We start from the raw sequence: 25,852 nt of genomic DNA, 5'->3' as shown, positions 1-25,852 counted from the left end.
GGCCGACGTACCGATTTCTGGAACTTTTCGGGGTCATTTCGCGCTATTATGAGCGAATAGACGGCGATTCGGGCAGTAAGCCTGACAAAATCGGTGTGATACGGAGGTAAGGGACAATGAACACCGCCAAGGTGTTTCTGATGATGACGGGTCTGGTGTTGCTGTTTATGGCCATCGGCTACTATTTCGGCGGCCAGAGCGGCATGATACTGGCCTTTGCCATAGCCTGTGTGATGAACTTTATCGCTTACTGGGCGTCTGACAAGATGGTGTTGAAGATGTACCGGGCGATCGAAGTCAAGCCGGGCGAGCGCGGCAAACCCGGCCTGCTGTACGATGTGGTGCGGAATATCGCGACCATTAACGGCATGCCGATGCCCCGCGTCTATGTCATTCCGACTAAAGCGCCGAATGCGTTTGCGACCGGCCGTAACGCCGAACACGCCGCGGTGGCCGCGACCGAGGGCCTTCTCGAGATATTGAACAGAGAAGAGCTTGAGGGCGTGATGGGCCACGAGATGGCGCACGTCAAAAACAAGGACATGTTGATCGGGACGATCGCCGCCACGTTTGTCGGCGCCATCGGCATCCTCGCGTCACTCGCCCGCTGGGGAGCGATCTTCGGCGGCTACAGTCGCGACGAGCGCGGCGGCGGCGGCGGCGGGATCGGTTTGCTGGTGGCCGCGCTGCTGGCGCCGTTCATGGCGATCCTGCTGCAGACGGCGATTTCGCGTCAGCGTGAATACAAAGCCGACGCGATCGGCGGCCGGCTTGGGGCTCCGGGCGGACGGCACCTTCAATTGGCATCGGCGCTCCAGAAGATACATCAGGCGCCCTACCGATTGAACCTTGACGATCGTCCCGGCACGGCTAATCTTATGATCGCCAACCCGCTTTCCGGTCGCGGACTGACAAATCTGTTCTCAACCCATCCGCCGCTGGAAAAGCGTATCGCGAAACTGAAGGAGCACGCGCAGCAGGCTGTCTATCAGGGATATGCGGGATAGTAACAACGACGAAAGTGACGCAGCCGGCAGTCTTTGCCCGATTCCGGAGAGGTATGCCTGACCATGGACATACCGCTCTGGGTCGAACTGCTGGCTATTTTTCTGTTGATTCTCGCCAACGGCGCCTTCTCACTGGCGGAATTCTCCGTTATTGCCTCGCGTAAGTCGCGGCTCCGGCAGAAAGTCACCGAACGAAAACCGGGCGCCTCGCGGGCGCTTTTGCTTCGCGAGCAGCCGGAACGCTTCCTGGCCACGATTCAGGTGGGCATCACTCTTGTCGGCGCAATGGTGGGCGTATTTTCCGGCGCGACCATTGTCGACGAAATCGCCCGTCCTCTCCAGACGATTCCGGTACCGGCGATCGCCGGCGCGGCGCGGCCGATTGCTGTCGCGTTCGCCGTCGTCGCGATAACGGTCCTCTCCGTCGTGGTCGGCGAGCTTGTGCCCAAGTACCTCGCGCTGTCTTATCCTGAGCGGTACGCGCGCATTATCGCGCGCCCCATCTCCGTGTTCATCGCGATCACCTCCGTTTTCTCCCGCCTGTTGTCGGGGATGGCGCAGCTGGTCGTTCGAACCATGGGCGTGAGAGCGGCTGACGAGGGCGTGGTGACCGAAGAGGAAATCAACCAGATGATCATCGAAGGCAAGGAGAAGGGGTTTTTCGACGAAACGGAGCGTGATTTCGTCCGCTCCGTGTTCGATTTCGCCGACTCCAGCGTGAGCCGTGCGATGACGCCGCGCACGGATGTCATCGCATTCGATCGGGAGGCCGATAGTGCGGACGTCATGAAGGTCATCCGCGAACAGGGCTACAGCCGCTATCCCGTCTATCACCGGACGATCGACGAAGTGGTGGGGGTGATTTATTCCAAGGATCTCCTCAAAGTGGATCCCGAGTCGGCGGATTTCTCGCTGGACAAACTGCTTCGGCCGCCGTTTTTTGTGCCGAATTCGATGCCGCTTCCCAAGCTGCTGAGAGAATTCCAGCGGGGGAAAAACCACCTCGCGATCGTGATGGACGAGTACGGCGGTACCGACGGGATCATTACGCTGGAAGACATCCTCGAAGAGCTGGTCGGCGAGATTCAGGACGAGTACGATGCCGAGGCCGCGCCGCTCGTCAAGCACTCCGACGTGGTGGCGTATGCCAACGGCGCCGTGTGGCCGGGAGAGGTGAACGAACTGCTGGGAGTGCGCCTTCCCGAAGAGCACTTCGACACACTCGCGGGGCTGTTCATCGATGCGGTCGGCCATGTGCCGGAGAAGCATGAGTCGGTGCAAATAGCTGACGCCCGACTCACGGTGCTGGCGAAACAGGATAACCGTGTTTTGCGGTTGAAAGTGGAGAAAACCCCGTCGCCGTCAATCGAGGGCGCGTAGCCGACGGTTTGGGATACGTCTATGACACGACTGCTTAGCGCGCCGCTCCGCTGGAGCCGCTCGATGTACGACTGGGTCCTTCGATGGGCCAAGTCGCCGCACAGCCGCCCCGCCCTGTTTTTTCTGTCGCTCGCGGAAGCATCGTTTTTCCCCATTCCACCGGACCCGCTGCTGATCGCACTGTGCATGGGCGATCATCGCCGCTGGGTGCGGTTTGCCACCATCTGTTCGGTCGGCTCCGTTATCGGAGGTATGGTCGGGTACGCGATCGGCTACGGCGCATTTGAACTGATCGGTTCGAAGATCCTTGCGATGATTGCGTCGATTTCGGGGGGCGATCCCCAGGAAATGCTGGCGACCGCGCAGTTCTGGTTCAACGAAAAGGAATTCGGCGGGATGAAAGTCGGCGCGTGGGCGGTCGGGATTGCCGGATTTACGCCCATCCCGTACAAAGTCTTTACCATCGCGGCAGGATTCTTCGAAATGAACTTCGCGGTGTTCGTCATTGCGTCGGCACTGAGCCGCTCCGCCCGGTTTTTTCTCGTGGCCGGTTTGGTCGGACTGCTGTTCGACAAATACGGCACACGCATCACCGATTTCATCGACCGCTACTTCAACCTTCTGGCCATTCTCTTCGTGCTGCTGCTGATCGGCGGCTTTCTCGTTATCAAAGTGGTGTGACACTGATGTCCGAGACGCCACTCTCTCTTGCCGTCGTCCTCTTTGAGCGGTTCGTGCGCTTTCGCACCGCGAATATCACGGCGCTCGATACCGTGCCGGAGGACGCCTGCGACATCATCCCGGCGGGCCTTCGCAACAACATTCACTGGCAGGCCGGTCATCTGGCAACCGTGCAGGCGTCGCTTCTTTACCGGCGGTGCGGAGTCGACGCGCCGCTCGACGACTCATGGTTCGCCTCGTTTGCCAAGGGGACGTCGCCCTCGGACTGGTCCGGTTCCACCCCGTCATATGCCGATGCCCGCACGCAACTGCGCGCGCTGGTCGATCGCACCCGGTCCGATCTGCCGTCGCTTGCGGGATTGGCGTATCCCGAGCCGGTGACGGTCACCGGAGGGGAACGTCTCTCGACTTTTCTCGATGCGCTCGGCTTTCTCACGATCCATGAAGCGCTCCACCTTGGAACGATCAATACCATGCGGCGTCTGGCGGCCGTCAGATAGGGCGAGGAAAAAGAAATGTCTTTACGTATAAGCACTATGGCGCGATTTCCTGCACGAAACGAGATGTACGGATGACCCCGACCGTGATCGAACTGGAGATCGATGATTTGGCGTTCGACGGCAAGTCGGTCGGCAAACTCGACGGCAAGGTTGTCTTCTGTAATGGCGGTCTTCCCGGTGAGCGCGTGCTCGCGGAAATCACCAGAAACAAACCCCGCTATTGCCAGGCGAAGGTCACGAAGATCCTTCGCAAATCAGACTTGCGGATTGAGGCGCGCTGCGACCATTTCGATATCTGCGGAGGTTGCACGTGGCAGGATCTGGCCTACGAACAGCAGTTGCGCTATAAGAAGGACCAGGTTGTCCAGTGCCTCTCGAAACTGGGCAAACTACCGTCGGTCGTCGTTCACGATGTGATCGGGTCCCCCGATCAGTTTTCCTATCGCAACAAGATGGAGTTTTCGTTCAACACGTCGGACCACGGTGGTTTTTCGCTAGGACTGCATGAGCGGGGGCGATGGGATTCCATCTTTGATCTCGGCCGCTGCCACCTGACATCGCCGGTGGTGAACGAACTGGTCGCGTGGATGCGCGAATACGTCGCCGCAAACGGATTGTCGGTGTACGATGTCGCCACCCATGAAGGGTACATGCGATTTCTTGTTGTCCGGGAAGGCATAAACACCGGACGGATTCTGGTCAACGTGGTGACCAACTACGGCGAGTTTCCGCTCGCCGACAAACTCGTGCACGGTCTCACCACGCGGTTTGAGTCCGTCGCGACGATCGTGCACAACCAGAACGGCCGCAAGTCCAACATCGCGGCCGGCGAGATCGAGACGGTCCTGTACGGACCCGGTTATGTCGAAGAGCGGCTGGGGCGGTTCGTCTTCCGGATCCGCGCCAACTCTTTTTTCCAGACCAATACCCGGCAGGCCGAACGGCTGTACGAGATCGGATTTGACATGCTTCAGCCAACCGGCTCGGAGCGGCTTCTGGACCTGTATTGCGGGACGGGGTCGATCGGCATCCTGGCGTCGGAACGGGTCCAGAGTGTGACCGGAGTCGAGCTGGTACCGGATGCGGTCGAGGCGGCCCGGGAGAATGCGGCCGCCAACAATGTGACGAATGCGGTCTTCTTTGAAGGTGATGTAAAGGACCTGTTGAATCGGCTGAACGATGACGATACACGATATGAGGCGGTGATAGTCGATCCGCCTCGAGCGGGGCTGCACCCGAAGGCGCTCCGCGGGATAGTCGAGATGGCGCCGGCGCGCCTGCTGTATATCTCGTGCAATCCCGCGACTTTCGCGCGCGACGCCGCGCTGCTGGTGGCCGCCGGCTGGCGGTTGCCGGAAGTGCGGCCGGTTGACATGTTCCCGCACACCATGCATATCGAGCTGGTGGGACTGTTCCGACGAGAATAAGGATGCGTGCGTCGGGCCGACGGTTGGATGAGTTCGGCGCGCTTTTGTCAAGGAGGCTTCATGGTTCGGTTTCTGAAATGCGGTATTCTGCTGATACTCCTCACTGCGGTGCTGCACAGCCCGCCGCTCCTCGCTGAAAACGCCGCCTTCACCAAACTCGGCGGCCAGATCCTCACCGACCTGCAGGCGTTCGATCCGGTCAAGGCCACTCAGATGGGCATTCACACCTACGATGCCCGGCTCGCGGACTACTCATCGAAATCAATCCGGGCCCAGATCTCCCGACTCAAGGATCACCATAAGTCGCTTCGGCGGTTCAATTCATCCAATCTGGACTCGCACGAATTGATCAATTTCCGGCTGCTCGAGTCGAATCTGAATATCGCGCTGCTCGATCTGGACAAGATCCGCTGGTACGAACGTTCGCCGCAGATGTATGTCGATCAGGCGGTCGACGGCGTTTATTCGCTCGTGCTGTCGCAGCATGCGCCCTTGTCGAACCGGTTGTTCTCGATCGTGGAGCGCATGAAGCAGGTGCCGGAGCTTTTGCGCACGGCGCAGAAAAACATCAAGCGGGCGCCGGCCGTCTATATCGAAACCACCCGGCAGTCGCTGGAAGGCGGTATCGACTTCTACCAGCAGGTCGCCGGCGAGTTGATGAAGCAGTTCCCCGAAGAGGCGGACAATATCCTCAAGCACTCCACCGCCGCACGTGAGGCGATGACGGAGTTCAGCGCTTACCTCGAGGGACTGGAACGATCCGACGAACACAGCTTCGCGATCGGCAAACAGAATTTCGACTACATGCTGTCGCACGGGCACCTTCTCGGCTTTGATTCCGATTCGCTGCTTCGCATCGGTGAGAACCTGCTTGCCGAAGTCCAGGCGGAATACGTCGACTATCTCGATTTCGTCGAGAACAACCGGCAAAACGGACAGGACTCGGTTTTTATTCCGGCTACCTTCACGCGCCAGGATGTTCTCGACTACTACGCCTGGGAAGTGAATCAGGTGCGGGTGTTCCTCGAGATGAACGATATCGTGACGATACCAGCCGACATCGCCCCGGTCGACGTGGTTCAGACGCCGCCCTTTTTGCGCGCGATGATCGGCGGCATCGCATATCAGCCGGCCGGGCCTTTTGATGCGGTGCAGAAAGGTTACTTTTATATTCGCCCGATCCCCGATGAGCTCGACCGCGCGCAGCTCGACGCGCGCTACCGCTACGTTCACCGGCGCGGTTTTCGCGGATCGGTCGTCCACGAGGCTTTTCCCGGGCATCACCTGCAGATGCAGTTGGCCGGGATGTCCGGTGATCCCGTGCGCAAATGGCAGCAGAACATCATGCTGATCGAGGGCTGGGCGCTGTACTGCGAGGAAATGGTGTATCACGCCGGCCTGTACGGAGACAACGACCCGGCCACCTGGCTGAATATTCTCCGCGGGATCCGATTCCGCGCCGCCCGCATCATCGCCGACGTCAAGCTTCATACGGGACAGTTCACGTATGACGAGTGCGTCGACTGGATGATCCGCACGCTCGATATCGACACCGAGGCGGGGAAGGAGTATGTCCGTACCGAGGTGCGCCGCTACACGCTCACGCCGACCGTGCAGATGTCGTATCTCATGGGGAAGGTGCTGATAGAGCAGTTGCGCGACGCAATGATGCAGCGCGACGGCGACGCCTATTCAGACAACGAGTTCCATGACGCGCTGCTGGGTCAGGGATCGATACCGCTCCCGCTGCTTCGCGAGGCCCTGGGTCTGTAGCGCAGTAATGGCGCTACCGGACGCCGACATTCTACAGCGGCCCCGCGCTGGTCGGGTGTGCACGAGGCGGTCTACGTGGACCGCTTCGTGCAGTAGTCCCGCAACCAGTCATCGAGCGTTGTCCGGTTCGGGCCGAGCAGGCGATCCGCCTCGGCGCCGTCGACGTCTTCGTCGATCCTGTTGAAATAGGCGAAAAACGCGGCCCTGCTCTTGTAGTCGGTCCGACCCGTCAACAGCCCGGCAAGTCTCACTATCCATACGGGCATCATGCGTACGCGCATGTCGGGGTGGCATACCCGCCCGAACCGCCGTACTACCTCGCCGATCGTTAACGCTTCCGGACCCAGATTGTAGAAGCATTTGTTTTCCGCTTCCTGCGTGCGGTAGGCGTTAACGACCTGCGCGGCGTAATCCGACACCGCCAGCCAGCGGCGGGGAATCGGCTGGCGACCGATATACGCGAGACCTCCGTCGCGAATGAAATGCGGCAACGATTCAAAAAACCACGACGCGCGCATGATCGTGTACGGAATGCCGCTTTCCATGATGGCGCGTTCGGCCCGCACTTTGGCGCGAAGATAAATCGGCCCTTCCTCCCGGCCTTTCGATGATGCGCCGGTGATGGTGATCAGGCGTTTGACTCCGCTGTCTCGGGCCACTGTCGCCGCCAGGGCCGAGCCGCCGATTTCGATTCGTTCGTACAGCGCCGGATCACGCTTCGCATTCAGGTTGAGATACACGAAGTCCTGACCGGCCATCGCGCGGGCGAGTGACGCGCGGTCGGTGACGTCGCCGGCCACCACCGAGAAGCGGTCGCCGAGTTCATCGCTGACAGGCTGGGGACGTGTGGTCATGATCGTCACCCGGAAGCCACTGGTCCGAAGTTTTTCGGCAACGGGGAGTCCCAGCATCCCGGTGCCGCCGATTACAAGTACCGAATCCTGCATGATATTCCTCGGTAGGCCATCCCACTATACACTTTTGACGGAGCGTTGTAAGTTATTATCAATTGTACGCTTATGTGAAAGTGTCCATTGCCGCCGGGCGGGGCCGATTCGGGTGCGGTTGGACCCATGTGTTTCAACTGGTTACGTATCAATGGAATAGGTTTCAGTAAATTTGTTTTTTCTCTTTCGTGGCATCAGACGCCCGGCTATATTGGCGATCATGGCCGAACGAATTCTGTGGGCGCCCTGGCGGTCTGCCTTTGTCCTTTCCAAGAAAGAGAAAGGATGCCCGTTATGCAAGGCCCTCCGGGCCAGAGAAGATTCCGGGAAGAACCTGATTCTGTACCGGGGGGATTCCTGCTTTGTCATCATGAACAAGTTCCCGTATAACACGGGCCACCTGATGATTTGCCCGAAGCGCCATATCTCGAAACTCGACAAGCTGACTTCGGAAGAGAGCGACGAGTTGATGACGCTGACGCGTCAGTCTTCGCACATCATCAACCGCGTACTCAAGCCGCATTCGCAGAATCTCGGCATGAACCTCGGGCGGTCGTCCGGCGCGGGTATTCCGGAGCATGTGCACATGCACATCGTGCCGCGCTGGAGCGGTGACACCTCGTTCATGCTGGTCGTGGGCGACACCAAAGTGGTGTCGGTGCCGCTCGATCCCGTCTACCGGGCGCTCCGAAAGGAGTTCGGGAAGCTGTGAGCCCGAAAAAGAAAATACCGACCAAGACGGAACTGCAGCAGTTGCAGAAGCTGTACAAAACCGATGAGAAGATCGGTGAGCGTCTCGGCGGCGTACCGTCCTATCTCGTGGCATATTGGCGGCGCAAGAAAAACATCCCCAAGTACTCTCTTCCCAAATTTTCGGAGAACGAAATCCGGAATCTGTGGGAGCGATACGGCGACGACGAGAAATGCGGACTGGAGCTGGGCATCTCCAAGGCCGCTTTTTACAACTGGCGGCGGCGATACGGGATCCGCGAGAAACCCGCCTTTCTCAAGCTCGAACAGCTCGAATTCAACTTTCCGGGCTCGCGCCCGAGCATTCACACCACCTCGCTGTACGGCAAACAGACGGTGGCCCAGAAAGTGTTCGCGCGCGCGGCGGGGCTGGAGAAGGTTGAAGTCGGCCAGTCGGTCGAGGTCGAACCCGATGTCGTGATCGTCAGCGGCAATGTCGCGCGCGTGGTCAGCGAGTTCCGGCAGGCCGGCGTCGAGTACGTCTGGAATTCGGGCAAAATCGTGCTCGCGCCCGATCAGTTTGCCCGCGACGGCGACGACGGCGACTGCGCCGAACATGCGGCCGTCAGAGAATTCGTGAAGCGACAGGGTATCCGTGCCCTTTACGATTTGCGCGAGGGCGGCGTCAACCAGGTGGCCGTCGAACGGGGACATCTCGTCCCCGGATCGCTGGCGCTGGTGACCGACCCCGAAGCCGTCTCGTTCGGCTCGCTCGGGTCGCTGTGCCGTCGCATAGACTGCGCACGTGTTGCGGACATGTGGGCGCGCGGGCGGATCGCCCTGACCGTCCCGCCGACCGTATTTGCCGCCGTGTCGGGCCGTCGCGGCCGCGGCGTTTTCGCCCGCGATATCGCCCTGTTCCTCGTCAAAAAACTGGCGGAAAGCGGCGCTACCGATGCGACCATCGAGCTGGCCGGTTCGGTCGTGTCCCAGATGTCCGTCAGCGAACGGTTCACACTGGCCGGGTGCAGCGCGGCGCTGTCCGATGCCGGCGCGCTGTGCCCGTACGACGCGACCATCCGCCGCTACCTGAACGGCCGCACGATGTCCAGCTACAAGCCGATCCTGGCCGACAAGGACGCCGAGTACAAGCAGATGTTCCAGTTGTCCATTGACCACGTGCTGCCGCAGGTGGTGTCCGGCGACGGACCGAAGGGAATACGCCCGGTGCAGGAAAGCGAAGGGATGACGGTGAGCCGCATCGTGCTCGGCTACTGCACCAACGGCCGGTTCGACGATCTTCGTGTCACCGCCGAAATCCTCAAGGGAAACAAGGTCCACCCGGACTGTCAGTTGTTTATCATGCCGGCCTCACGATCGGTCCATCTCGAGGCGCTCAAGAAGGGGTTGATCCGTATCTTTGTGGAAGCCGGTGCGATCGTGCTGCCTCCCGGAAGCGACCCGTTTATCGATGCTGTTCTGCGCGGGCTGCCGCCGGGAGAGAAAGTCCTGTCGACCGGCGGCTGGCATTCCGCCCCCGCCGACATGGCGGCTCGTGGGGATTACCTGATGTGTTCGCCTGCCACCGCCGCAGCATCGGCCCTGTCCGCTTCGCTCACCGACCCCAGCCGGTTTGTGAGATAGCCGGCGCGCACGCTCTCATTCTTCTGTAGAACACGATGATCGCCACGGGTCTTTTTCTGCGCGTATCTGGTCAGACCATCAAAACAACAACCGGATCTGAAAGGATGCGCCATGAAGAAGGCAGCAGTACTCGCCCTGGCTCTTGTGATCGGTGTCGTAGGCGCCGTCCAGGGGTTCGACGGCGAACGCAAGGGGTTTGTACTTGGCGGCGGCATAGGCTACGCCTCGTCGGTGAAAACCACAGTCGACGTTTCCGCATCGTCCGGGTTCGGCGACCAGTTCTACCTCGGTACGCTGGAAAACGACGAGAAGGGTCTCGCCGGGCAGCTAATGTTTGGTTTTGGCTGGGACGACCGGAACATGCTCGTGCTGGAAAGCAACGTCGCAGTGTACTCGATCAACGACCTCAACCTGTACGGTGACGGCTTTCTGTACGATGTGCAGTTTGCACAGGGTGTCGGTACGGTTAGTTGGTACCATTACTGGGGCGGGCGCGGTTCATCGATATTCACGGCGATCGGCGGAGGATTGGGCTACTTCGATACGGACTACACCGATCCGAACGACTACGACTTCGCCTGGCTGGCGGCAATCGGCTATGAATTCACCGCACACCTGCAGCTTGGCGTATACTACACGAGCGGCAAGACGGTGTTCACGGAAGTACCGGGTCTGCAGGGAGACTTCACGCAGACCAATCTCTCAGTGCTGCTCAGCGCTGTCGCTTTTTAGAATCGTTACGGTCAACCAAAGAAAAAGGCGGTCGGTGCGTACGCACCGACCGCCTTTATTTGGCCACCGATCGACCTACACGCCGACCGGTTTTGGTTTCCAGACTTTCCAGACCTGTCCGACCAGATCCGGGCCCGGCTTGAGTGTTGCTGAGCCGGGTGTCCACTCGGCCGGAGTCGCCTCGGCGCCTTTTGTTTTGCGCACGAGCTGAAACGCCTGAATCTGGCGAATCGTCTCCGGGAAATTGCGTCCCACCGGCGGCGTCATGACCTCCATGGCCTGAATGATACCGTCGGGATCGATGATAAACCGCCCGCGGACCTCCACACCGGCAACATCATCGTAGACGCCGTACAAACGGCCGATCTGTCCGCCGGAATCCGAGAGCATCGGGAACGGAACCCCACCGTCGACCATTTTCGACAGCTCGGTTTCATTCCAGATTTTGTGAACGAAGTGAGAGTCGACCGAACAGGCGAGCACGTCCACGCCAAGGTCGGTCAGAGTTTTGTACGAAGCGGCGACCGTCGCTATTTCGGTCGGTCAGACGAACGTGAAGTCGCCGGGATAGAAACACAGCAGCGTCCACTTGCCGAAATGATCGGAAAGCTTGACGTTGGTGAACGCTCCCTTGTGATACGCGGGCGCCTCGAAATCCGGCGCCGGGCGTCCTACCATAATACTCATGGCACGCACCTCCGAGGGGGGTGAATTGTCTTTCGTCGAATTCTCCGGCGATGTGGGCTTGGGAACCGTCACACCGGGCCGGGCACAGCCGGGACGATCAGCCATGCAGCCTCCTTTCTGACGATGGCACACGCGCCCTCGTCGCCGCCAAGATACGGAATGTCCCCAATAGAGTCAAATCACTCTATCTTTTTTCACCGTGTGAAAGAAGGAAATCGTTTCTGCTCTCGAGTGAAGCGCCGGAAGATAATTGACTAGGTTGCCCATAACCCGTATCTTTTATTCAAACTCGTTTCGTTACCACCGTTTTCCTCGGAGGGAGGGTCTCATGCGATCCATTATTGTCGCCCTTGCCGTGCTCACCGTCATGGGCCAGTCGTCCGCGTCCGCCTTTGACGGCGAACGCAAGGGGTTCATCATCGGCGCCGCGGCCGGGATCAGCCCGTATGGGCGCGTTACTCCCGACCACGGTCTGTTCGTACTCGATCAACCGGTTGAGCGGGAAGGGGCGGGGACCGTGTCGTGGGGCTATATGGGGTGGTGCTGGAATAAGCGCGACATGGTTGTCGGCCTGCTCTCAATCGTCGGCTACCAGCAGGAGTCTATCGATTTCGATCACACGTTTGCGGGTGTCGCGTGGTTTCATTACTTTCGTCCCACCCCCACCGGTCTTTTCTCCATTATAGCGCTTGGCGGTGCGTCGTATGATACCGGGGTGACGTGTCCTGCCGACGTGGGGCCGGGTTATCTGCTCGGAGGAGGGTACGAGTTTTCGTCACACTGGCACTTTGGAGCCGCCGTATCCGGCGGCCGCTCGGAGATAGGCTTCGTGAATCTCGACCAGTTCGACATTATGCTCTTCTTCGGCGGCGTGCTCTTCTGACACGCCGGTGTTTTTGTTGATCGCGCCTCGCCGACAACTATCTTCGCGGCATGGCGCCATCCGCACACGAACGGCTTGACTTGACCGACTCGGTAACCCGCGAGCGGCTTCTCGTTCACTGCCGATTGAAACAGGGCGAGATCTGGCGCGATGACGTTGCCGGTCATCGGGTCGGCTGCGGTGATGCGGCAGGCAGCGATTTCATCGACGAGTTGTGCCGTGACCTGCCGCCGGCGACGCTGGCCGTTCACGATCCCCCCTACAACATGGTCATGGGGCAGCGGCTTTTTCCCGATATGTTTGCTGCCTGGTGCCGCGCGTGGATCGACTCGACCTGGCGACGGCTGGCCGCGGACGCGGCCTTGTATGTCTGGCTGGGGGCCGACCAGAACGATCACTTCCAGCCGCTGCCGCAGTTCATGCTCATGATGGCGCAGAGCGGGTTTGCCTCACGGTCGTTCATCACCATGCGCAATCAGCGCGGTTACGGCACGCAGCAGAACTGGATGGCGGTACGACAGGAGTTGTTGTACTACACGAAAGGAGAACCCGCGTTCGCCGTCCAGTACACGGACATCCCTAAAATCCTCCGCGGCTACTACAAAGAAGTCAATGGGGCAAGAACGGAGAATCTGGCCCGCTCCAAATCCGACACCATCCGGCCCGGCAACGTCTGGGTTGACATCCAGCAGGTGTTCTACCGAAGGGAAGAGAATGTCGCCGGCTGTTACGCGCAGAAACCGCTCAAAGCGATAGAGCGAATCATTCAGGCCTCGTCGCGCGATGGTGACACGGTCCTCGACTTTTTCGCGCACGCCGGAACGACTCTTATTGCGTGCGAGCGGTCTCGCCGACGTTGTATCACCTGCGATATCGACCCGATATTTGCGGAGATTGCGATTCGACGGCTGGAGCGATTCCGGGAAACCGGTCGTACCGGGTGGGGACGCGAACATCCTTTCGATTGCGAACTTCGCAGCTTGAGGCGGCGACAATTCGCAGAGGCGGCCCAAACCGCCGTTCCGCGCAGCTAGTCGGCGTCTTCCAGTTTCTTGCGCAACTGCTCAACCGCCGTCGATATCCAGTCGCCCCGGCGATTCTCGTGAATGGAGAACCAGAAGTGCCCGGTGGCCGGTTGCCACGTGGCCTCCAGCGTACCGACAGCGTCCGGTTTGCGCACGTGCCAGTGCGTGGAGCCGGGACGGTCCGCAAAACTGCCCCGGGAGTGAATGATCAGCCCGGCCTCGAGCACCATCGTTTCAAACCGGCGCACCACGGTTTGGGCAGTCAGCGTGCGCGACAGCGTAATGATGATACTTTCCATGGTGCGCTACTCGGGGGATTCCGCGCGAAGATAGTTCAAGGCGATACCGCTGTCGTCCATTCGCGCATAGCTGAAGTGGTTGATGAAATCGCCGGTGTTAATATACACCCCGGTCCCGAACCGCTTGAACACCGGCAGATGGAGATGGCCGATCGCGACGATGTCGTAACCTTCCGTGAGCTTCCCCTCGGCGTACCGCTCGTAATCGGCGGCGAAATGGTGTTCGCGCCGCGCGGTGTATTCACGCGAGGTTCCCGAGACGCGCTTGGCCAGCGCGATGGCGAAATCGGGGGGGAGTTTCCGATACAGCCAGATACAGACGCGGTTGCGCAGGACCCGCTTGAGCAGGCGATAGCCCCGGTCGGCGGGCGCAAGACCGTCGCCGTGTATCAGATGCAAGCGCCGACCGGCGTACTCGATATCCAGTGAATCGAGATGAACCGCCACGCCGATCTGGTTCTGGAAGAAGTCGTCCATCCAGAAGTCATGGTTGCCGGAAATGTAGTCAACCGTAATGCCGCGACGCACCAGGTCGCGGAGCAGCATGATAACGTCGAGGTTTTCTTTGGGGATGGCGCGTTTGTATTCAAACCAGAAGTCGAAGAGGTCGCCGAGAATCACGAGCCGGTCGCCGTCGGCCTTGACCATATCAGCGAGCCGGTTGATGCGGTCGAGTTTGATAAGCTCCTTCGCCGGTGGACCCGCCCCCAGGTGGGCATCGGAAAAGACATACAGCGCCATAGTCGAATATAGGTTTCGGGCACACGCCTGCGCCAGTTTTAAACCGGCGCGACCTCGCCGACCCACTCCATGAAGGCAGGCATCGCGTCGTAGAACGCCGACGAGATCGTGTCCAGCGACGCGTCGATAAGGTCGTTGATAATCAGGCGGTCGCCGCCCACCGTTCCGATATGGGCAATCGGCATCCCGGCCGCCCGGAAGTGTTTCAAGACGCGCTCGATCATCTCGGGGGCGACGCTCACAATTATACGTGATTGAGTCTCCCCGAACAGGAGGCAGTCGGGACGGATACCGTCTGCGACGGTCACTGTTGCGCCGAGCCGGCGGTCGCGGTTGGATATACAACACTCGGCCAGCGCCACCGCCAGACCGCCGTCGGACACATCGTGAGCGGAGGCGATCAATCCCTGCTGAATCGCGTTCAGCAGCGCATCCTGCATGCGCTTTTCGTGATGGAGATCAAGCGGGGGGACCGGGCCGCGCGTTTGCTTGTGGATCACGTGCAGATATTCGCTGGCCCCGAGATCTTCGCGGCCGGCACCGAGCAGGAGGACGGCGTCGCCTTCCGCTTTGAACCACTGGGTCGTGATATGGTCCACGTGCTCGATCAGCCCGACCATGCCGATGGTAGGCGTGGGGAAGACCGCGCGGCTGGGATCCTCGTTGTAAAACGATACGTTGCCGCCGGTGACGGGTGTTTCGAACACCCGGCAGGCGTCACCCATACCGGCGACCGCCTCAGCGAATCCGTAGTAGATTTCCGGTTTGTACGGATTGCCGAAATTGAGGCAGTTGGTCACCGCGAGAGGACGGCCGCCCGAGCATACGATATTGCGGGCAGCCTCGGCCACCGCCGATTGTGCGCCCAGTCGTGGATTGAGATAGCAGTACCGGCCGTTGCAGTCCGTGGTCATGGCCAGCGCTTTGGTGGTTTTGCGCAGTCGAAGAACCGCCGCGTCGGAGCCGGGTCCCACCGCGGTATTGGTCCGCACCATGTGGTCGTACTGCTCGAACACCCATCCCTTGTGGCACAGGTTCGGCGACGACAGCATGGTCACCAGCGTCTTGTTCCAGTCCGAGGGCAGCGGCAGCGAAGCGAGATCCAGCGAATTCAGTTCGTCCATGTATGCCGGGCGCCTGGTCTCGCGATGATACACGGGCGCCCCGCCGCCGAGGACCAGATCGTGCGAGGGGATTTGCGATACGGTCTGCCCGTGCAGCTTCACCGTCATCAGCCGGTCATCGGTCACATAACCGACAATCGTCGAATCCAGCCCCCACTTCGTGAAGACTTCACGGACCGCATCCTCCATGCCTTTTTTCACACAGACCATCATGCGCTCCTGCGATTCCGAAAGCAGGATTTCATATGGAATCATGCCCGTTTCGCGGACCGGTACGCGGTCGATATGAAGCTCGATGCCGGACTTCCCTTTGGCGGTCATTTCCGATGAGCAGCAGGTGATTCCCGCCGCACCCATATCCTGAATACCGACCACGAGCCCTTTTTCAATGATCTCGAGCGTCGCCTCGAGGAGCAGCTTCTCGGTAAACGGGTCTCCGATCTGCACCGAAGGCCGTTTCGATTCGGACTTCTCGGATAACTCCTCCGAGGCAAAGGTCGCGCCGTGGATCCCGTCGCGACCGGTCTTCGAACCCACGATCATCATCGGGTTGCCGACGCCTTTGGCGGTCGCCGAGACGATTCCGTCGGACTCGACCAGGCCCACGGCCATGGCGTTCACCAGCGGGTTGCCGGTGTACGCGTCGTCGAAAAACACCTCTCCTGCGACCGTGGGCACGCCGAAAGAGTTGCCATAATCACCGATTCCCCGCACCACGCCGTCGATAAGGTATCGCACGCGGGGATTTCTCGGCGATCCAAAGCGCAGTGAGTTCAAAGACGCAATCGGCCGGGCGCCCATTGTAAAGATGTCGCGAAGTATTCCGCCCACGCCCGTGGCCGCTCCCTGATAGGGCTCGATAGCCGAGGGGTGGTTGTGTGACTCGATCTTGAACACGACCGCCAGTCCGTCGCCGATATCAACCGCGCCGGCGTTTTCCTCGCCTGCCGAGGCCAGCAGATTGGCGCCTTCGCGGGGGAGAGTTTTGAGCAGCGCGATCGAATTCTTGTATGAACAATGCTCCGACCACATGACCGAAAATACGCCGAGTTCCGTAAATGTCGGCACGCGCCCGAGGAGCTGCTTGATCCGCGCGTATTCATCCGGTGTAAGCCCATGGCTTGCAACAAGTTCATCGGTGACGTCAGGCTGACGGTACGGCTCGGTCATGATTGGTCTCCTTGAAAAGAAGCCTGAATATAGACCCTCTCCCCAGGGCGGTCAAGTGGGGAGTCGTCCGGCGAGGACCCAAAAAAAAGACCGGCCGGACCGCCGGTCTTTCCCGTTGGGATGGTCTTATCAACAGGCATCAGCCCCTGTTGCGCCGACCGCCTGTCGCCCGGTCGGCTCACGCCTGCATCTCGTGTCTCATTGCTCCGGGCTGCGCTGCTGCCTGCCCGTCTGGCCCCGAAAAACTCCTTGGCCCCTCGCGCCAACCGCCGCTCCGCACGGATTGCGAACGACGGAGTGAAAAACACAAGAGTCAGTTGCCTGTTGTCGCCGTATCGGCATAGTGCCGAACAGCGGCCATGATGCCGTTCCCTTGCTACATCCTCAAATGTAGAGCAGGATCACACGCGCGTCAATGTCGAATTTCCGTGCGTCCTACTGCCCGGTGCACGGCAGAGGATGCGGGGCCGGACCGCCGAGAAACACGAAGTTGACCAGATAGATAAGATCACTCAGGTCTATCGTCCCCGCCGCATCGCCATTGACGTTGGCTTCATCCATACAGCACTCGGAATCGGGCGGCCACACAAACAGGAACGCCGTGAAACACATCAGGTCGGACAAATCGCATGAGCCATCGCCGGTCAGGTCTCCATCTACCACGCCGCGACAGCACGACTCCAGTTGGCAGGGCTCAATGGTTGCTACGTCCATCAGCGCAAACCGTGCTCCTCCGTCGCACACTACTTGGTATCCGGCAACGAAGTTCCCCGTCACGCGGACGACATCCCCGGCGCCGTACGATCCATAGTTCGAGAGGCCGTACAACTCCCCCTCGCGGTTATTGAACAACAGGCATCCCCGGTACTCGAACAGGTCGCCGCAGTAGTCGAGCGCACAAGGCTCTATGGTGGTGACGGCGACCACGGGGACGTCCTCAAACCCGCCGCAAATGGCAAACTGCCCGTTGTACTCGCCGACCACGTGCACCTGGTCGCCGGGCCCGAAACCGCCGTACTCGGTCAGCACGACCGGTCCCATGGGACCGGGCCAGATGGCATACATCGCCACACAACCTTCAAAGTCCTCCAGCGTGCCGCACCAGTCGTATGTTCCCGAGGGTTGGGCTGCGACCGGTAGCGCACCGATGCCGAGGATACCGATTCCAATGGCTATGAACTTGATCACGTTCACAATCAACCTCCCATATTTGATTGCGGTTACCGATGGTATTAATCCGTACCTGAGGCTGCAGACCGGGTGGTGTGTGGAGATCACTGAGGTGAGTTGCGGTAAGTACCGGAACCAGTCTCAGACATGTGCGAGACAGACCAATCCTACTTCCAGTATACGAAAATGGATTCGCCAGTCAATGACTCTGATTCTATGTGAAATCCGCCGATCTCAGTTTATGATGGCATTCCCGGCCGGGACGTGTATTATCCCTGTATGGATCTGCTCGAACAGTGCAAAGAGGTTATCGCCCGTCATGCGTTGATCGCTCCCGGCGATGCTGTTCTGGTGGCGCTGTCGGGCGGGCCGGACTCGGTCGCCCTGCTGCACCTGCTCACGCGACTTCGCGACAGCCTCGATCTTACCCTCGGGGCCGTTTATGTCAATCACCAGATCCGCCGCCGCGCCGCCGCGATCGAAGCCCGCTTCTGCCAGTCGCTGTGCGATACGCTGGAAGTCGACATCACGATTGTAGTCGAAGATATCCCGTCACTGGCCAAAGCCGAAAAAAAGGGTATCGAAGAAACGGCGCGAGAATTCCGCTACGGGGTGTTCGACGCAATTGCTGAGGCCGATGACTACGACCGCGTTGCGGTGGGACATCAGGCGGACGACCAGGTCGAGACCATTCTGTTCCGCTTTCTCCGGGGCGCGGGGCGAACCGGTCTGCTCGGTATTCCGGTGAAGCGGGGAAGGATCATCCGGCCCCTGCTTGAGACACCGCGCGAGGACATTCTCTCGTATCTGAAAGACGCCGGACTCAGCTGGTGCCACGATCGCACTAACGACAGCCCTCAGTACGCCCGGAACTTCATTCGGACCAGACTCCTTCCGGCGATCCGCGAGCGCCTGAATCCGTCGGTTGAGCGCGCGTTGTTGTCGACCGCGGAACTCCTGGCCGATGAAGAGCGCCTGCTTAATCGGTACATGCTGTTGGCGCTGCGACGATGCGCATCGGTTACCACAGGAGGGAAGATTCAACTTGCACGGACAGCTTACCTCCGTTATGATAAGGTGTTACGACGAAGATTGTTGCGACGCTGCTGCCAGTTTGTGTCAGGACGAACGGAAGCGCCCGACCGTGAAGTGATTGAACGCCTCGACCGCTTCTGCCAGCAGCCGTCGGCGGCCCTGAGCCTGCCCGATGGGATCCGCGCGCTTTTTGTCCCCGCAGACTGTATCATCCTGCGCCGCAACGAAAACGCCGTCGTGCACACTGAATTGCCGGTCGGCGATTCGATTCGTTTGGCGAATCCGGCGATCACCTTCCGTGTGGTTGAGCCGGCTAAGCGGACGCCGAAGGTCGATAAACGGCGTCGGTCACACTCGATTCTGATCGACCGGGACTGCGTTGCCGGACCGCTTGTCGTCCGCTCGATCCGTCCCGGCGACCGGTTCCGCCCGTTGGGAATGCGCGGACGGAAAAAAGTCGGAGATTACCTGACCGATCGGAAAGCGCCGGTGGCGCTGCGCGATGAGGTCCTGGTGGTGTGCGACGCAAAAGGGATCGTGTGGCTCGTGGGATACGAAGTGGACGACCGTGTAAAGATAACGGCTGCAACGAGGAAGGTACTGAGAATTGACGCCCGTATCGCAAAGACGACCGCTGTACCAGCCGATTGAGCTGCTGATCGACGAAGACAAAATCCAGCGTCGCGTGAAAGAACTGGGCCTGCAAATCACCCGCGATTACGCCGGCCGCGAACCGGTTGTCGTCGGTGTACTGAAAGGCTGTACGGTGTTTCTTGCCGATCTCATCCGCAACATCAACCTGCCGGTGGAAGTGGAGTTCATCTCGGCGGCGTCGTATCGCAAGGGCGCACGCCAGGACAAAAACATCGAGATCGCCGATGCCATGACCATTGACCTGCACGGTCGTGATTTGCTGATCGTCGAAGGGATTGTCGAGACCGGACGAACCGTGTCGCGTATCGCGCAGCGGCTCAAGCAACTGGAACCGGCCTCGATGGAGATTGTTACCCTCTTAGACAAGCCCAGCGCACATCGGCCCAAAATCGAGCTGAAGTACAAGGGCTTCAAACTTGGAAACGAGTTCGTGGTCGGCTACGGACTCGACAACACGCAAAAGTATCGCAACCTGCCTTATATCGGACGGGTAAGCGAATCGCGATAAGGTGACGATATCGTGACCAGGGGCCGAATCTTTCGGCCATGCACGGGTATAACGTTTGGACCGAGACACACCAACGAAAGACAGGATTCGTGAACGATAACAGACGACCACCGGTTGACCCGGAGAAAAGACACCGAAACCAGCAGTCGAAGGATCCGATGCCCTGGCGCGGCACCGGGCGATCCCTGATTCTCTGGGCCGTCATCATTATTGTCGCCCTCGCCACCTGGCAGGCGTGGGGCTCGATGGACCACGATATCGCCGATATCACGTATTCGGAATTCGTCCAGCAGATCGACAAAGAAAACATCGCTGAAGTGACATTCACGGAACGCGCGGTTGAAGGCAAGCTTCGCGAACCGGCCGCGTTCTCGTCGAGCAAGCAGAGCGGCCAGACGTTCGGGAAATTCAAGTCCCGAATCCCCTTTCCCGACGTCAACTACGAACTGATCAACCGGCTGGAAAAAAGCGGCGCGCGGATCGTCGCCAAGATCGAAGAAAACTACTTTTCCATCCTGATTTCCATTCTGCCGTGGGTCGTTCTCGTTCTTATCTGGCTGTTTTTCCTGCGCCAGATGCAGGGTGCGGCCGGCGGACCGAAAGGGCTGTTCTCTTTCGGCAAGAGCAAGGCGAAGCTTCTGACCGACGAGCGGCCCAAGGTGACGTTTAACGACGTCGCCGGAGCGGCCGAAGCCAAGGAAGAACTCGAAGAGATCATCGAGTTCCTGAAGGAACCGGCCAAGTTCCAGAAACTCGGCGGCAAAATTCCCAAAGGCGCCCTGTTGCTCGGCCCTCCCGGCACGGGCAAAACCCTTCTCGCGCGGGCGGTCGCCGGGGAGGCCGGGGTGCCGTTCTTTTCCATGTCGGGCTCCGACTTTGTCGAGATGTTTGTCGGCGTAGGCGCCAGCCGCGTGCGGGACTTGTTCGACCAGGGCAAGAAGAACGCGCCGTGCATCATTTTCATCGATGAGATCGATGCTGTCGGTCGCCATCGCGGCGCCGGTCTCGGCGGCGGCCACGACGAACGCGAACAGACGCTCAACCAGCTGCTGGTCGAAATGGACGGCTTTGAATCGAATGAGGGAGTCATCCTCATCGCCGCGACCAACCGCCCCGACGTTCTCGACCCGGCGCTCCTGCGCCCCGGACGGTTCGATCGTCAGATCGTGGTCGGCACACCCGATGTCAAGGGCCGCGAGGGTATCCTTCGCGTCCACTGCCGCAAAATCAAGATGTCTGAAGATGTTGATCTCGATGTTCTGGCCCGCGGCACGCCCGGCATGTCCGGCGCCGATATCGCCAACATGGTCAATGAGGCCGCGCTTCTGGCGTCCCGGAAGAACCGCGAGTCGGTCTCGATGGAAGATTTCGAGGAAGCCAAGGACAAGGTGCTCATGGGCACCGCCCGCAAGTCGCTGGTGATCTCCGACGAAGAAAAAGAGATCATTGCCTACCACGAGGCGGGACACGCGCTGGTCGCCAAGCACCTGCCCAAAGCCGACCCGCTTCACAAAGTCACGATCATCCCCCGCGGAATGGCGCTCGGCGTGACCTGGTCTTTGCCGGTCGACGAACGCCACACGCACTCGAAGGAATATCTTGAGGCTACGCTCGCCGTCATGATGGGCGGCCGCGTCGCCGAGTTGCTCGTGTTCAACCAGCTTGACACCGGCGCGGGCAACGATCTCGAGCGCTCCACCAAGCTGGCGCGCAAGATGGTCTGCAACTGGGGCATGTCCGAAAGACTCGGCCCCGTGACTTTCGGCAAGACCGACGAACACATCTTCCTCGGCAAGGAAATGGCTCACGCGCCGGATTACTCCGAGGCCACCGCGGTGGTCATCGACGAGGAAATCCGCTCCTTTGTCGAAGCTGCGGAGACCCGGGCTAAGGAAATCCTCGGCAAGCATATCAAGCAGTTGCATGCGCTGGCCGGGGCGCTGCTCGAACGCGAGATTATCGATGCGCGCGAGGTCGACGAAATCATCCGCAATACGCCCGGTGATTCCGAGGAAGTCGAGAAACCCAGCCCGTCGCCCGTCAAGTAGCGGCGGACCATACGACAGGTTCCGACGGGGTGATCGTATCGATCGCCCCGTTTTTTTTCGCGGATCCAAAATCAATCTTGAATTGACCGCCCTGTTTTCGCTATATGTGAATGTGACCGATCACAAACGAGAGCGGCTATGACCAAACAGGTACTCACACGTCAGCCCGAACGGAAACCGGTCATCCGGCTGGCCGACGGCAGGCAGCTGGAGCTGTCCCGGCCGCTGGTTATGGGTGTGGTCAACGTGACGCCGGACTCGTTTTCGGACGGTGGGCAGTTCGCCGATTCACGGACCGCCTGCGAGCATGCGCTCCGGCTCGACGGCGAGGGCGCCGACATAATCGACATCGGTGGCGAATCCACCCGGCCCGGCGCTGATCCGGTGTCCCTCGAGCTTGAACTGGAACGGGTTCTGCCGGTTATTGAGGCGGTCCGCCGGCAAACCAAAACGCCCATTTCGATCGATACCTCCAAGGCGGTCGTCGCGGCTCGCGCGCTGGATGCCGGAGCGGATATTGTCAACGACGTAACCGCCCTCCGCCGCGATCCCGACATGGCGACGGTCCTTAAGAAAACGGCGGCCCCGGTCGTGCTCATGCACATGCTCGGAGAGCCCAAAACCATGCAGGTTCAGCCGCGCTACGAAGACTGTGTGGGAGAGATAAGACGTTTTTTCGAACAACGCATCAGTTACGCCGAGACCCGCGGGATTGACCGGTCCCGAATTATCCTCGATCCCGGTATCGGGTTCGGCAAGCGTCTGGTCGATAATCTTGATATATTCGCCCGCCTGGACGAACTGGCGACTTTCGGACTGCCGCTGCTCGTCGGGGCGTCGCGGAAACGATTTATCGACATGCTGCATCCGACCGGTGAACCGGCCCATACGCGGCTCGGCGGATCGATTGCCGCCGCCGTGATGGCCGTGCTCAACGGGGCGGATATCGTGCGGGTGCACGATGTCGCTGAAACGGTGGAAGCGCTCAAAGTGGTGCAGGCGATTCGGACCGAGACATGACCTTCCTGCAATTCGAAATGCTCAAGTTCGGGCTCAAGGACCTGATCGACGTCGCGATCGTGTCCTTCATCATTTACCAGATGCTGCGCCTGGCCAAAGGCACCCGCTCCGCGCAGATTATCGTCGGCCTGTCGCTGATCGCCGCGATCGCCTTCATCTCGTACTGGTTCCAGCTCGAAGGACTGACGTATCTGTTTTCCACCCTCGGCACGTTCGGTATTTTGGTCCTGGTGGTCGTCTTCCAGCCGGAACTTCGCGGGGCGCTCGCCCATATCGGGCAGAACCGACTCTTCCGCATGTTCGTGTCGCTCGAGCATTCCAAGGCGCTCGAGGAAGTTTCCCGCGCCGCCCTGCGCCTGGCCGAACTCGGCTACGGCGGGCTGATCGTCATCGAGCGTCGCACCGGCCTCCGCAATTACTCCGAGACGGGGAAGACGCTCGACGCCGCGTTGTCGTCGGAGATGCTCGTGACTCTGTTCACGCCGTATACGCCGCTGCACGACGGCGCCGTGATCGTCTCGGGCGACTTCATCGTCGCCGCCGCCGCCTCACTGCCGCTCACCACCAACCCGCGTTATCGCAAGCTCTACGGCATGCGCCACAAGGCCGCCATCGGCGTGTCCGAGGTTTCCGATGCCGTCGTCGTTGTCGTCTCCGAAGAGACCAACCATCTGTCGCTTGCGCACGACGGCATCCTCGAATCGGACATCCCCCGACAGGAGTTCCGCGACCGGTTGTCCGAATTGCTCCGCCGCTGACCTTGTATCATTCCATTGACTTTTAATCGGAAAAACGGTAGTATGGCAGGCTCGAACGGTCGCGCCCGCGCGTCGGGACGCGTACGAAAGAAGTGAACCACCGGGACAACAATGCACGATCCGTCGAAAATAAGAAACTTCTCGATTATCGCCCACATCGACCACGGCAAATCGACGCTTGCCGACCGGCTGCTCCAGAACACCCGGACCATCTCCGAGCGGGAGATGCGCAAACAGGTGCTGGACTCGATGGATCTCGAGCAGGAGCGCGGCATCACGATCAAGGCGCATGCCATTCGGATGGTCTACGAGGCGTCCGACGGCCAGGTTTACCGCCTGAACCTGATCGATACCCCCGGCCACGTCGACTTCACATACGAGGTATCGCGGTCGCTGGCGGCCTGCGAGGGCGCCGTCCTTGTCGTCGACGCCGCGCAGGGAATCGAGGCGCAGACGTTGTCCAACCTGTACCTCGCGATGGACAACGACCTCGAGATCATCCCGGTCGTCAACAAGATCGACCTGCCCACCGCCGACCCCGACCGGGTCGCCGCGGAGATTGTCGACCTGATCGGCTGCAAGCCCGAGGAGGTGCTTCGCTGTTCCGCCAAGGAAGGGATAGGGATCGACGAGTTGCTCGAACGGATTGTCAAGGTCGTGCCGCCGCCGAAAGGCGATCCCGCCGCGCCGCTGCAGGCCATGATTTTCGACTCGGTATTCGACAGCTATCGCGGCGTGATGCCCCTGATCCGCGTCGTCAACGGCACCATCTCGCCCGGCGACAAGGTCAAGTTCTTCGCCAACAAGAAAGTCTTCGAGGTCGATGAAGTCGGATACCTTCGCCTGCAGCGTGTGCCGATCGACATGCTGGGAGCCGGCGATGTCGGCTATTTTTTCGCGTCGATCCGCGAAGTCGCCGATACGCGGATCGGCGACACCGTCACCACCGAAAGACACCCGGCCAAAGAACCGCTCGAGGGATTTGTCGATGTCAAGCCGATGGTGTTTTCCGGGCTGTATCCGGCGGTGGCCGAGGATTTCACGGAGCTGCGCGAAGCGCTCGAACGCCTGAAACTCAACGATGCGTCGCTGCACTTCACGCCGGAATCTTCCACCGCGCTCGGTTTCGGATTCCGCGTCGGCTTCCTCGGATTGCTCCATATGGAGATCATCACCGAACGCCTCTCGCGGGAGTACGGCCAGACCATCATCAACACCGTACCCAACGTCGAGTACCACGTGTACCTGACCAGCGGCGAGATGGTCACGGTCGACAATCCCGCCCAGATGCCTTCGACCCAGATCATCGATCATGTCGAGGAACCGTATGTTGAGTCGCAGATTATCGTGCCGTCCGAGTATATCGGCTCGATCATGAAGCTGGGCACCGAACGGCGCGGCGAATACAAAAACACCGAATACATTTCGCCGGAACGGGCTTCAATAACGTATCATTTCCCGCTGGCCGAGATCATTTTCGACTTCTATGACAAACTCAAATCGGTCACGCGCGGGTACGCGTCGTTCGATTACGGCATTCCCTACTACAAACGCTCCGACCTTGTGAAGCTCGACATTCTCGTCAACAGTGATCCGGTCGATGCGCTGTCCACCATCATCCACCGCGACCGCGCCTACAACTGGGGGCTGGCCTTGTGCGACAAACTCCGCACGCTGATCCCGCGCCAGATGTTCGAGGTGGTTTTGCAGGCGGCGATCGGCAGCCGGATCGTGAGTCGTTCCACCATTCGTCCGCTTCGCAAAAACGTAACCGCCAAGTGCTACGGCGGCGATATCACGCGCAAGCGCAAACTGCTCGAACGCCAGAAGGAAGGCAAGAAGCGGATGAAGCAGATCGGCGCGGTGGAAATCCCCCAGGAGGCGTTCCTCGCCGCCCTGAAGATCGAGCGGTAACCCCCCAGCATACGGCTCGCGGACCTGTAGGTCAC

At 60.0% G+C, this 25,852-nt stretch carries 23 protein-coding genes; 17 read left to right on the top strand and 6 right to left on the bottom strand.

From position 1 onward, the window contains the following. Positions 1-116: 116 nt before the first annotated feature. The 6 genes from RBT76_00655 (at position 117) to RBT76_00630 (ending at position 6,768) form a co-directional block, all read left to right on the top strand. Positions 117-1,007, top strand: a complete 891-nt coding sequence (locus tag RBT76_00655) for a zinc metalloprotease HtpX (GenBank protein MDX9856282.1) — start codon at positions 117-119, stop codon at positions 1,005-1,007. Positions 1,008-1,070: 63 nt separating this feature from the next. Continuing rightward, the gene (locus RBT76_00650) at positions 1,071-2,387 is read left to right on the top strand and encodes a hemolysin family protein (GenBank protein MDX9856281.1); all 1,317 of its coding nucleotides are present in this window, start codon (positions 1,071-1,073) and stop codon (positions 2,385-2,387) included. Between the two features lie 21 nt (positions 2,388-2,408). Beyond that, positions 2,409-3,068 (top strand): YqaA family protein, encoded by a 660-nt coding sequence (locus tag RBT76_00645; GenBank protein MDX9856280.1) that lies wholly within the window; start codon positions 2,409-2,411, stop codon positions 3,066-3,068. Between the two features lie 5 nt (positions 3,069-3,073). Continuing rightward, on the top strand, positions 3,074-3,568 hold the full coding sequence (locus RBT76_00640; protein ID MDX9856279.1) for a DinB family protein: 495 nt from the start codon (positions 3,074-3,076) through the stop codon (positions 3,566-3,568). Positions 3,569-3,639: 71 nt separating this feature from the next. Then, a complete protein-coding gene (rlmD, locus tag RBT76_00635) occupies positions 3,640-4,995 on the top strand; it encodes a 23S rRNA (uracil(1939)-C(5))-methyltransferase RlmD (GenBank protein MDX9856278.1) in 1,356 nt (451 codons plus the stop codon). Positions 4,996-5,055: 60 nt separating this feature from the next. Next, positions 5,056-6,768 carry a DUF885 domain-containing protein gene (locus RBT76_00630; GenBank protein MDX9856277.1) on the top strand — a complete coding sequence of 571 codons (1,713 nt, stop codon included), beginning with the start codon at positions 5,056-5,058 and terminating at the stop codon, positions 6,766-6,768. A gap of 71 nt (positions 6,769-6,839) precedes the next feature. On the opposite strand, the gene RBT76_00625 is transcribed toward RBT76_00630, so the two are convergent. Continuing rightward, on the bottom strand, positions 6,840-7,715 hold the full coding sequence (locus RBT76_00625) for an NAD(P)H-binding protein (GenBank protein ID MDX9856276.1): 876 nt from the start codon (positions 7,713-7,715) through the stop codon (positions 6,840-6,842). A 220-nt stretch (positions 7,716-7,935) separates the two neighbouring features. Here RBT76_00625 and RBT76_00620 point away from each other — a divergent pair, with 220 nt between their 5' ends. From RBT76_00620 to RBT76_00610, 3 genes are all read left to right on the top strand, one after another. Continuing rightward, complete coding sequence (locus RBT76_00620) at positions 7,936-8,427, top strand: HIT domain-containing protein (GenBank protein MDX9856275.1); 492 nt, start codon at positions 7,936-7,938, stop codon at positions 8,425-8,427. Further along, a complete protein-coding gene (locus RBT76_00615) occupies positions 8,424-10,049 on the top strand; it encodes an aconitase family protein (protein ID MDX9856274.1) in 1,626 nt (541 codons plus the stop codon). Before RBT76_00620 ends, RBT76_00615 begins: the two co-directional genes overlap by 4 nt. 111 nt (positions 10,050-10,160) lie before the next feature. Further along, the gene (locus RBT76_00610) at positions 10,161-10,781 is read left to right on the top strand and encodes a hypothetical protein (GenBank protein ID MDX9856273.1); all 621 of its coding nucleotides are present in this window, start codon (positions 10,161-10,163) and stop codon (positions 10,779-10,781) included. 75 nt (positions 10,782-10,856) lie between these two features. Here RBT76_00610 and prxU read toward each other — a convergent pair whose 3' ends face one another. Beyond that, on the bottom strand, positions 10,857-11,573 hold the full coding sequence (gene prxU, locus RBT76_00605; protein ID MDX9856272.1) for a thioredoxin-dependent peroxiredoxin: 717 nt from the start codon (positions 11,571-11,573) through the stop codon (positions 10,857-10,859). 223 nt (positions 11,574-11,796) lie between these two features. Here prxU and RBT76_00600 point away from each other — a divergent pair, with 223 nt between their 5' ends. Together RBT76_00600 and RBT76_00595 are read left to right on the top strand one after the other, a co-directional pair. Continuing rightward, positions 11,797-12,351, top strand: coding sequence for a hypothetical protein (locus tag RBT76_00600; GenBank protein MDX9856271.1), 555 nt, complete (start codon positions 11,797-11,799; stop codon positions 12,349-12,351). 50 nt (positions 12,352-12,401) lie between these two features. After that, positions 12,402-13,385, top strand: coding sequence for a site-specific DNA-methyltransferase (locus tag RBT76_00595; protein ID MDX9856270.1), 984 nt, complete (start codon positions 12,402-12,404; stop codon positions 13,383-13,385). On the opposite strand, the gene RBT76_00590 is transcribed toward RBT76_00595, so the two are convergent. The 4 genes from RBT76_00590 to RBT76_00575 all read right to left on the bottom strand — a co-directional run bounded on the left by RBT76_00590 (position 13,382) and on the right by RBT76_00575 (position 17,904). After that, the gene (locus RBT76_00590) at positions 13,382-13,675 is read right to left on the bottom strand and encodes a hypothetical protein (GenBank protein ID MDX9856269.1); all 294 of its coding nucleotides are present in this window, start codon (positions 13,673-13,675) and stop codon (positions 13,382-13,384) included. The two genes, RBT76_00595 and RBT76_00590, sit on opposite strands and share 4 nt — an antisense overlap. 6 nt (positions 13,676-13,681) lie before the next feature. After that, positions 13,682-14,416 carry a UDP-2,3-diacylglucosamine diphosphatase gene (locus RBT76_00585; protein ID MDX9856268.1) on the bottom strand — a complete coding sequence of 245 codons (735 nt, stop codon included), beginning with the start codon at positions 14,414-14,416 and terminating at the stop codon, positions 13,682-13,684. 38 nt (positions 14,417-14,454) lie between these two features. Continuing rightward, positions 14,455-16,710 (bottom strand): phosphoribosylformylglycinamidine synthase subunit PurL, encoded by a 2,256-nt coding sequence (purL, locus tag RBT76_00580; GenBank protein ID MDX9856267.1) that lies wholly within the window; start codon positions 16,708-16,710, stop codon positions 14,455-14,457. A 435-nt stretch (positions 16,711-17,145) separates the two neighbouring features. After that, positions 17,146-17,904: a hypothetical protein gene (locus RBT76_00575; protein MDX9856266.1), complete on the bottom strand. Its 759-nt coding sequence runs from the start codon at positions 17,902-17,904 to the stop codon at positions 17,146-17,148. A 255-nt stretch (positions 17,905-18,159) separates the two neighbouring features. On the opposite strand from RBT76_00575, the gene tilS reads away from it, so the two are divergent. The 6 genes from tilS (at position 18,160) to lepA (ending at position 25,817) form a co-directional block, all read left to right on the top strand. Next, positions 18,160-19,566, top strand: coding sequence for a tRNA lysidine(34) synthetase TilS (gene tilS / locus RBT76_00570; GenBank protein ID MDX9856265.1), 1,407 nt, complete (start codon positions 18,160-18,162; stop codon positions 19,564-19,566). Continuing rightward, positions 19,523-20,077, top strand: coding sequence for a hypoxanthine phosphoribosyltransferase (hpt, locus tag RBT76_00565; GenBank protein MDX9856264.1), 555 nt, complete (start codon positions 19,523-19,525; stop codon positions 20,075-20,077). The genes tilS and hpt overlap by 44 nt, the downstream gene beginning before the upstream one ends. A gap of 158 nt (positions 20,078-20,235) precedes the next feature. Next, complete coding sequence (gene ftsH / locus RBT76_00560) at positions 20,236-22,125, top strand: ATP-dependent zinc metalloprotease FtsH (GenBank protein MDX9856263.1); 1,890 nt, start codon at positions 20,236-20,238, stop codon at positions 22,123-22,125. A gap of 138 nt (positions 22,126-22,263) precedes the next feature. After that, entirely contained in the window at positions 22,264-23,145 is an 882-nt protein-coding gene (folP, locus tag RBT76_00555; protein ID MDX9856262.1) for a dihydropteroate synthase, read from the top strand. Continuing rightward, the gene (cdaA, locus tag RBT76_00550) at positions 23,142-23,903 is read left to right on the top strand and encodes a diadenylate cyclase CdaA (GenBank protein MDX9856261.1); all 762 of its coding nucleotides are present in this window, start codon (positions 23,142-23,144) and stop codon (positions 23,901-23,903) included. Before folP ends, cdaA begins: the two co-directional genes overlap by 4 nt. A gap of 111 nt (positions 23,904-24,014) precedes the next feature. Then, positions 24,015-25,817, top strand: coding sequence for a translation elongation factor 4 (lepA, locus tag RBT76_00545; GenBank protein ID MDX9856260.1), 1,803 nt, complete (start codon positions 24,015-24,017; stop codon positions 25,815-25,817). Positions 25,818-25,852: the final 35 nt, after the last annotated feature.

The organism is Candidatus Zixiibacteriota bacterium (genome assembly GCA_034003725.1).
Lineage (GTDB): Bacteria > Zixibacteria > MSB-5A5 > GN15 > FEB-12 > WJMS01.
The sequence above is the reverse complement of the archived record's forward strand: the minus strand, read 5'-3'. Positions and strand labels throughout refer to the sequence as shown.

Bases quoted from the DNA above. Each gene is read 5' to 3' on its own strand.
- ftsH (MDX9856263.1), top strand. From the start codon at position 20,236: ATGCCCTGGCGCGGCACCGGGCGATCCCTGATTCTCTGGGCCGTCATC.
- RBT76_00650 (MDX9856281.1), top strand. From the start codon at position 1,071: ATGGACATACCGCTCTGGGTCGAACTGCTGGCTATTTTTCTGTTGATT.
- RBT76_00590 (MDX9856269.1), bottom strand. From the start codon at position 13,675: ATGGAAAGTATCATCATTACGCTGTCGCGCACGCTGACTGCCCAAACC.
- RBT76_00655 (MDX9856282.1), top strand. From the start codon at position 117: ATGAACACCGCCAAGGTGTTTCTGATGATGACGGGTCTGGTGTTGCTG.
- lepA (MDX9856260.1), top strand. From the start codon at position 24,015: ATGCACGATCCGTCGAAAATAAGAAACTTCTCGATTATCGCCCACATC.
- RBT76_00585 (MDX9856268.1), bottom strand. From the start codon at position 14,416: ATGGCGCTGTATGTCTTTTCCGATGCCCACCTGGGGGCGGGTCCACCG.
- RBT76_00640 (MDX9856279.1), top strand. From the start codon at position 3,074: ATGTCCGAGACGCCACTCTCTCTTGCCGTCGTCCTCTTTGAGCGGTTC.
- folP (MDX9856262.1), top strand. From the start codon at position 22,264: ATGACCAAACAGGTACTCACACGTCAGCCCGAACGGAAACCGGTCATC.
- RBT76_00645 (MDX9856280.1), top strand. From the start codon at position 2,409: ATGACACGACTGCTTAGCGCGCCGCTCCGCTGGAGCCGCTCGATGTAC.
- RBT76_00600 (MDX9856271.1), top strand. From the start codon at position 11,797: ATGCGATCCATTATTGTCGCCCTTGCCGTGCTCACCGTCATGGGCCAG.
- cdaA (MDX9856261.1), top strand. From the start codon at position 23,142: ATGACCTTCCTGCAATTCGAAATGCTCAAGTTCGGGCTCAAGGACCTG.
- rlmD (MDX9856278.1), top strand. From the start codon at position 3,640: ATGACCCCGACCGTGATCGAACTGGAGATCGATGATTTGGCGTTCGAC.
- RBT76_00625 (MDX9856276.1), bottom strand. From the start codon at position 7,715: ATGCAGGATTCGGTACTTGTAATCGGCGGCACCGGGATGCTGGGACTC.
- RBT76_00620 (MDX9856275.1), top strand. From the start codon at position 7,936: ATGGCCGAACGAATTCTGTGGGCGCCCTGGCGGTCTGCCTTTGTCCTT.
- RBT76_00595 (MDX9856270.1), top strand. From the start codon at position 12,402: ATGGCGCCATCCGCACACGAACGGCTTGACTTGACCGACTCGGTAACC.
- RBT76_00610 (MDX9856273.1), top strand. From the start codon at position 10,161: ATGAAGAAGGCAGCAGTACTCGCCCTGGCTCTTGTGATCGGTGTCGTA.
- tilS (MDX9856265.1), top strand. From the start codon at position 18,160: ATGGATCTGCTCGAACAGTGCAAAGAGGTTATCGCCCGTCATGCGTTG.
- RBT76_00630 (MDX9856277.1), top strand. From the start codon at position 5,056: ATGGTTCGGTTTCTGAAATGCGGTATTCTGCTGATACTCCTCACTGCG.
- purL (MDX9856267.1), bottom strand. From the start codon at position 16,710: ATGACCGAGCCGTACCGTCAGCCTGACGTCACCGATGAACTTGTTGCA.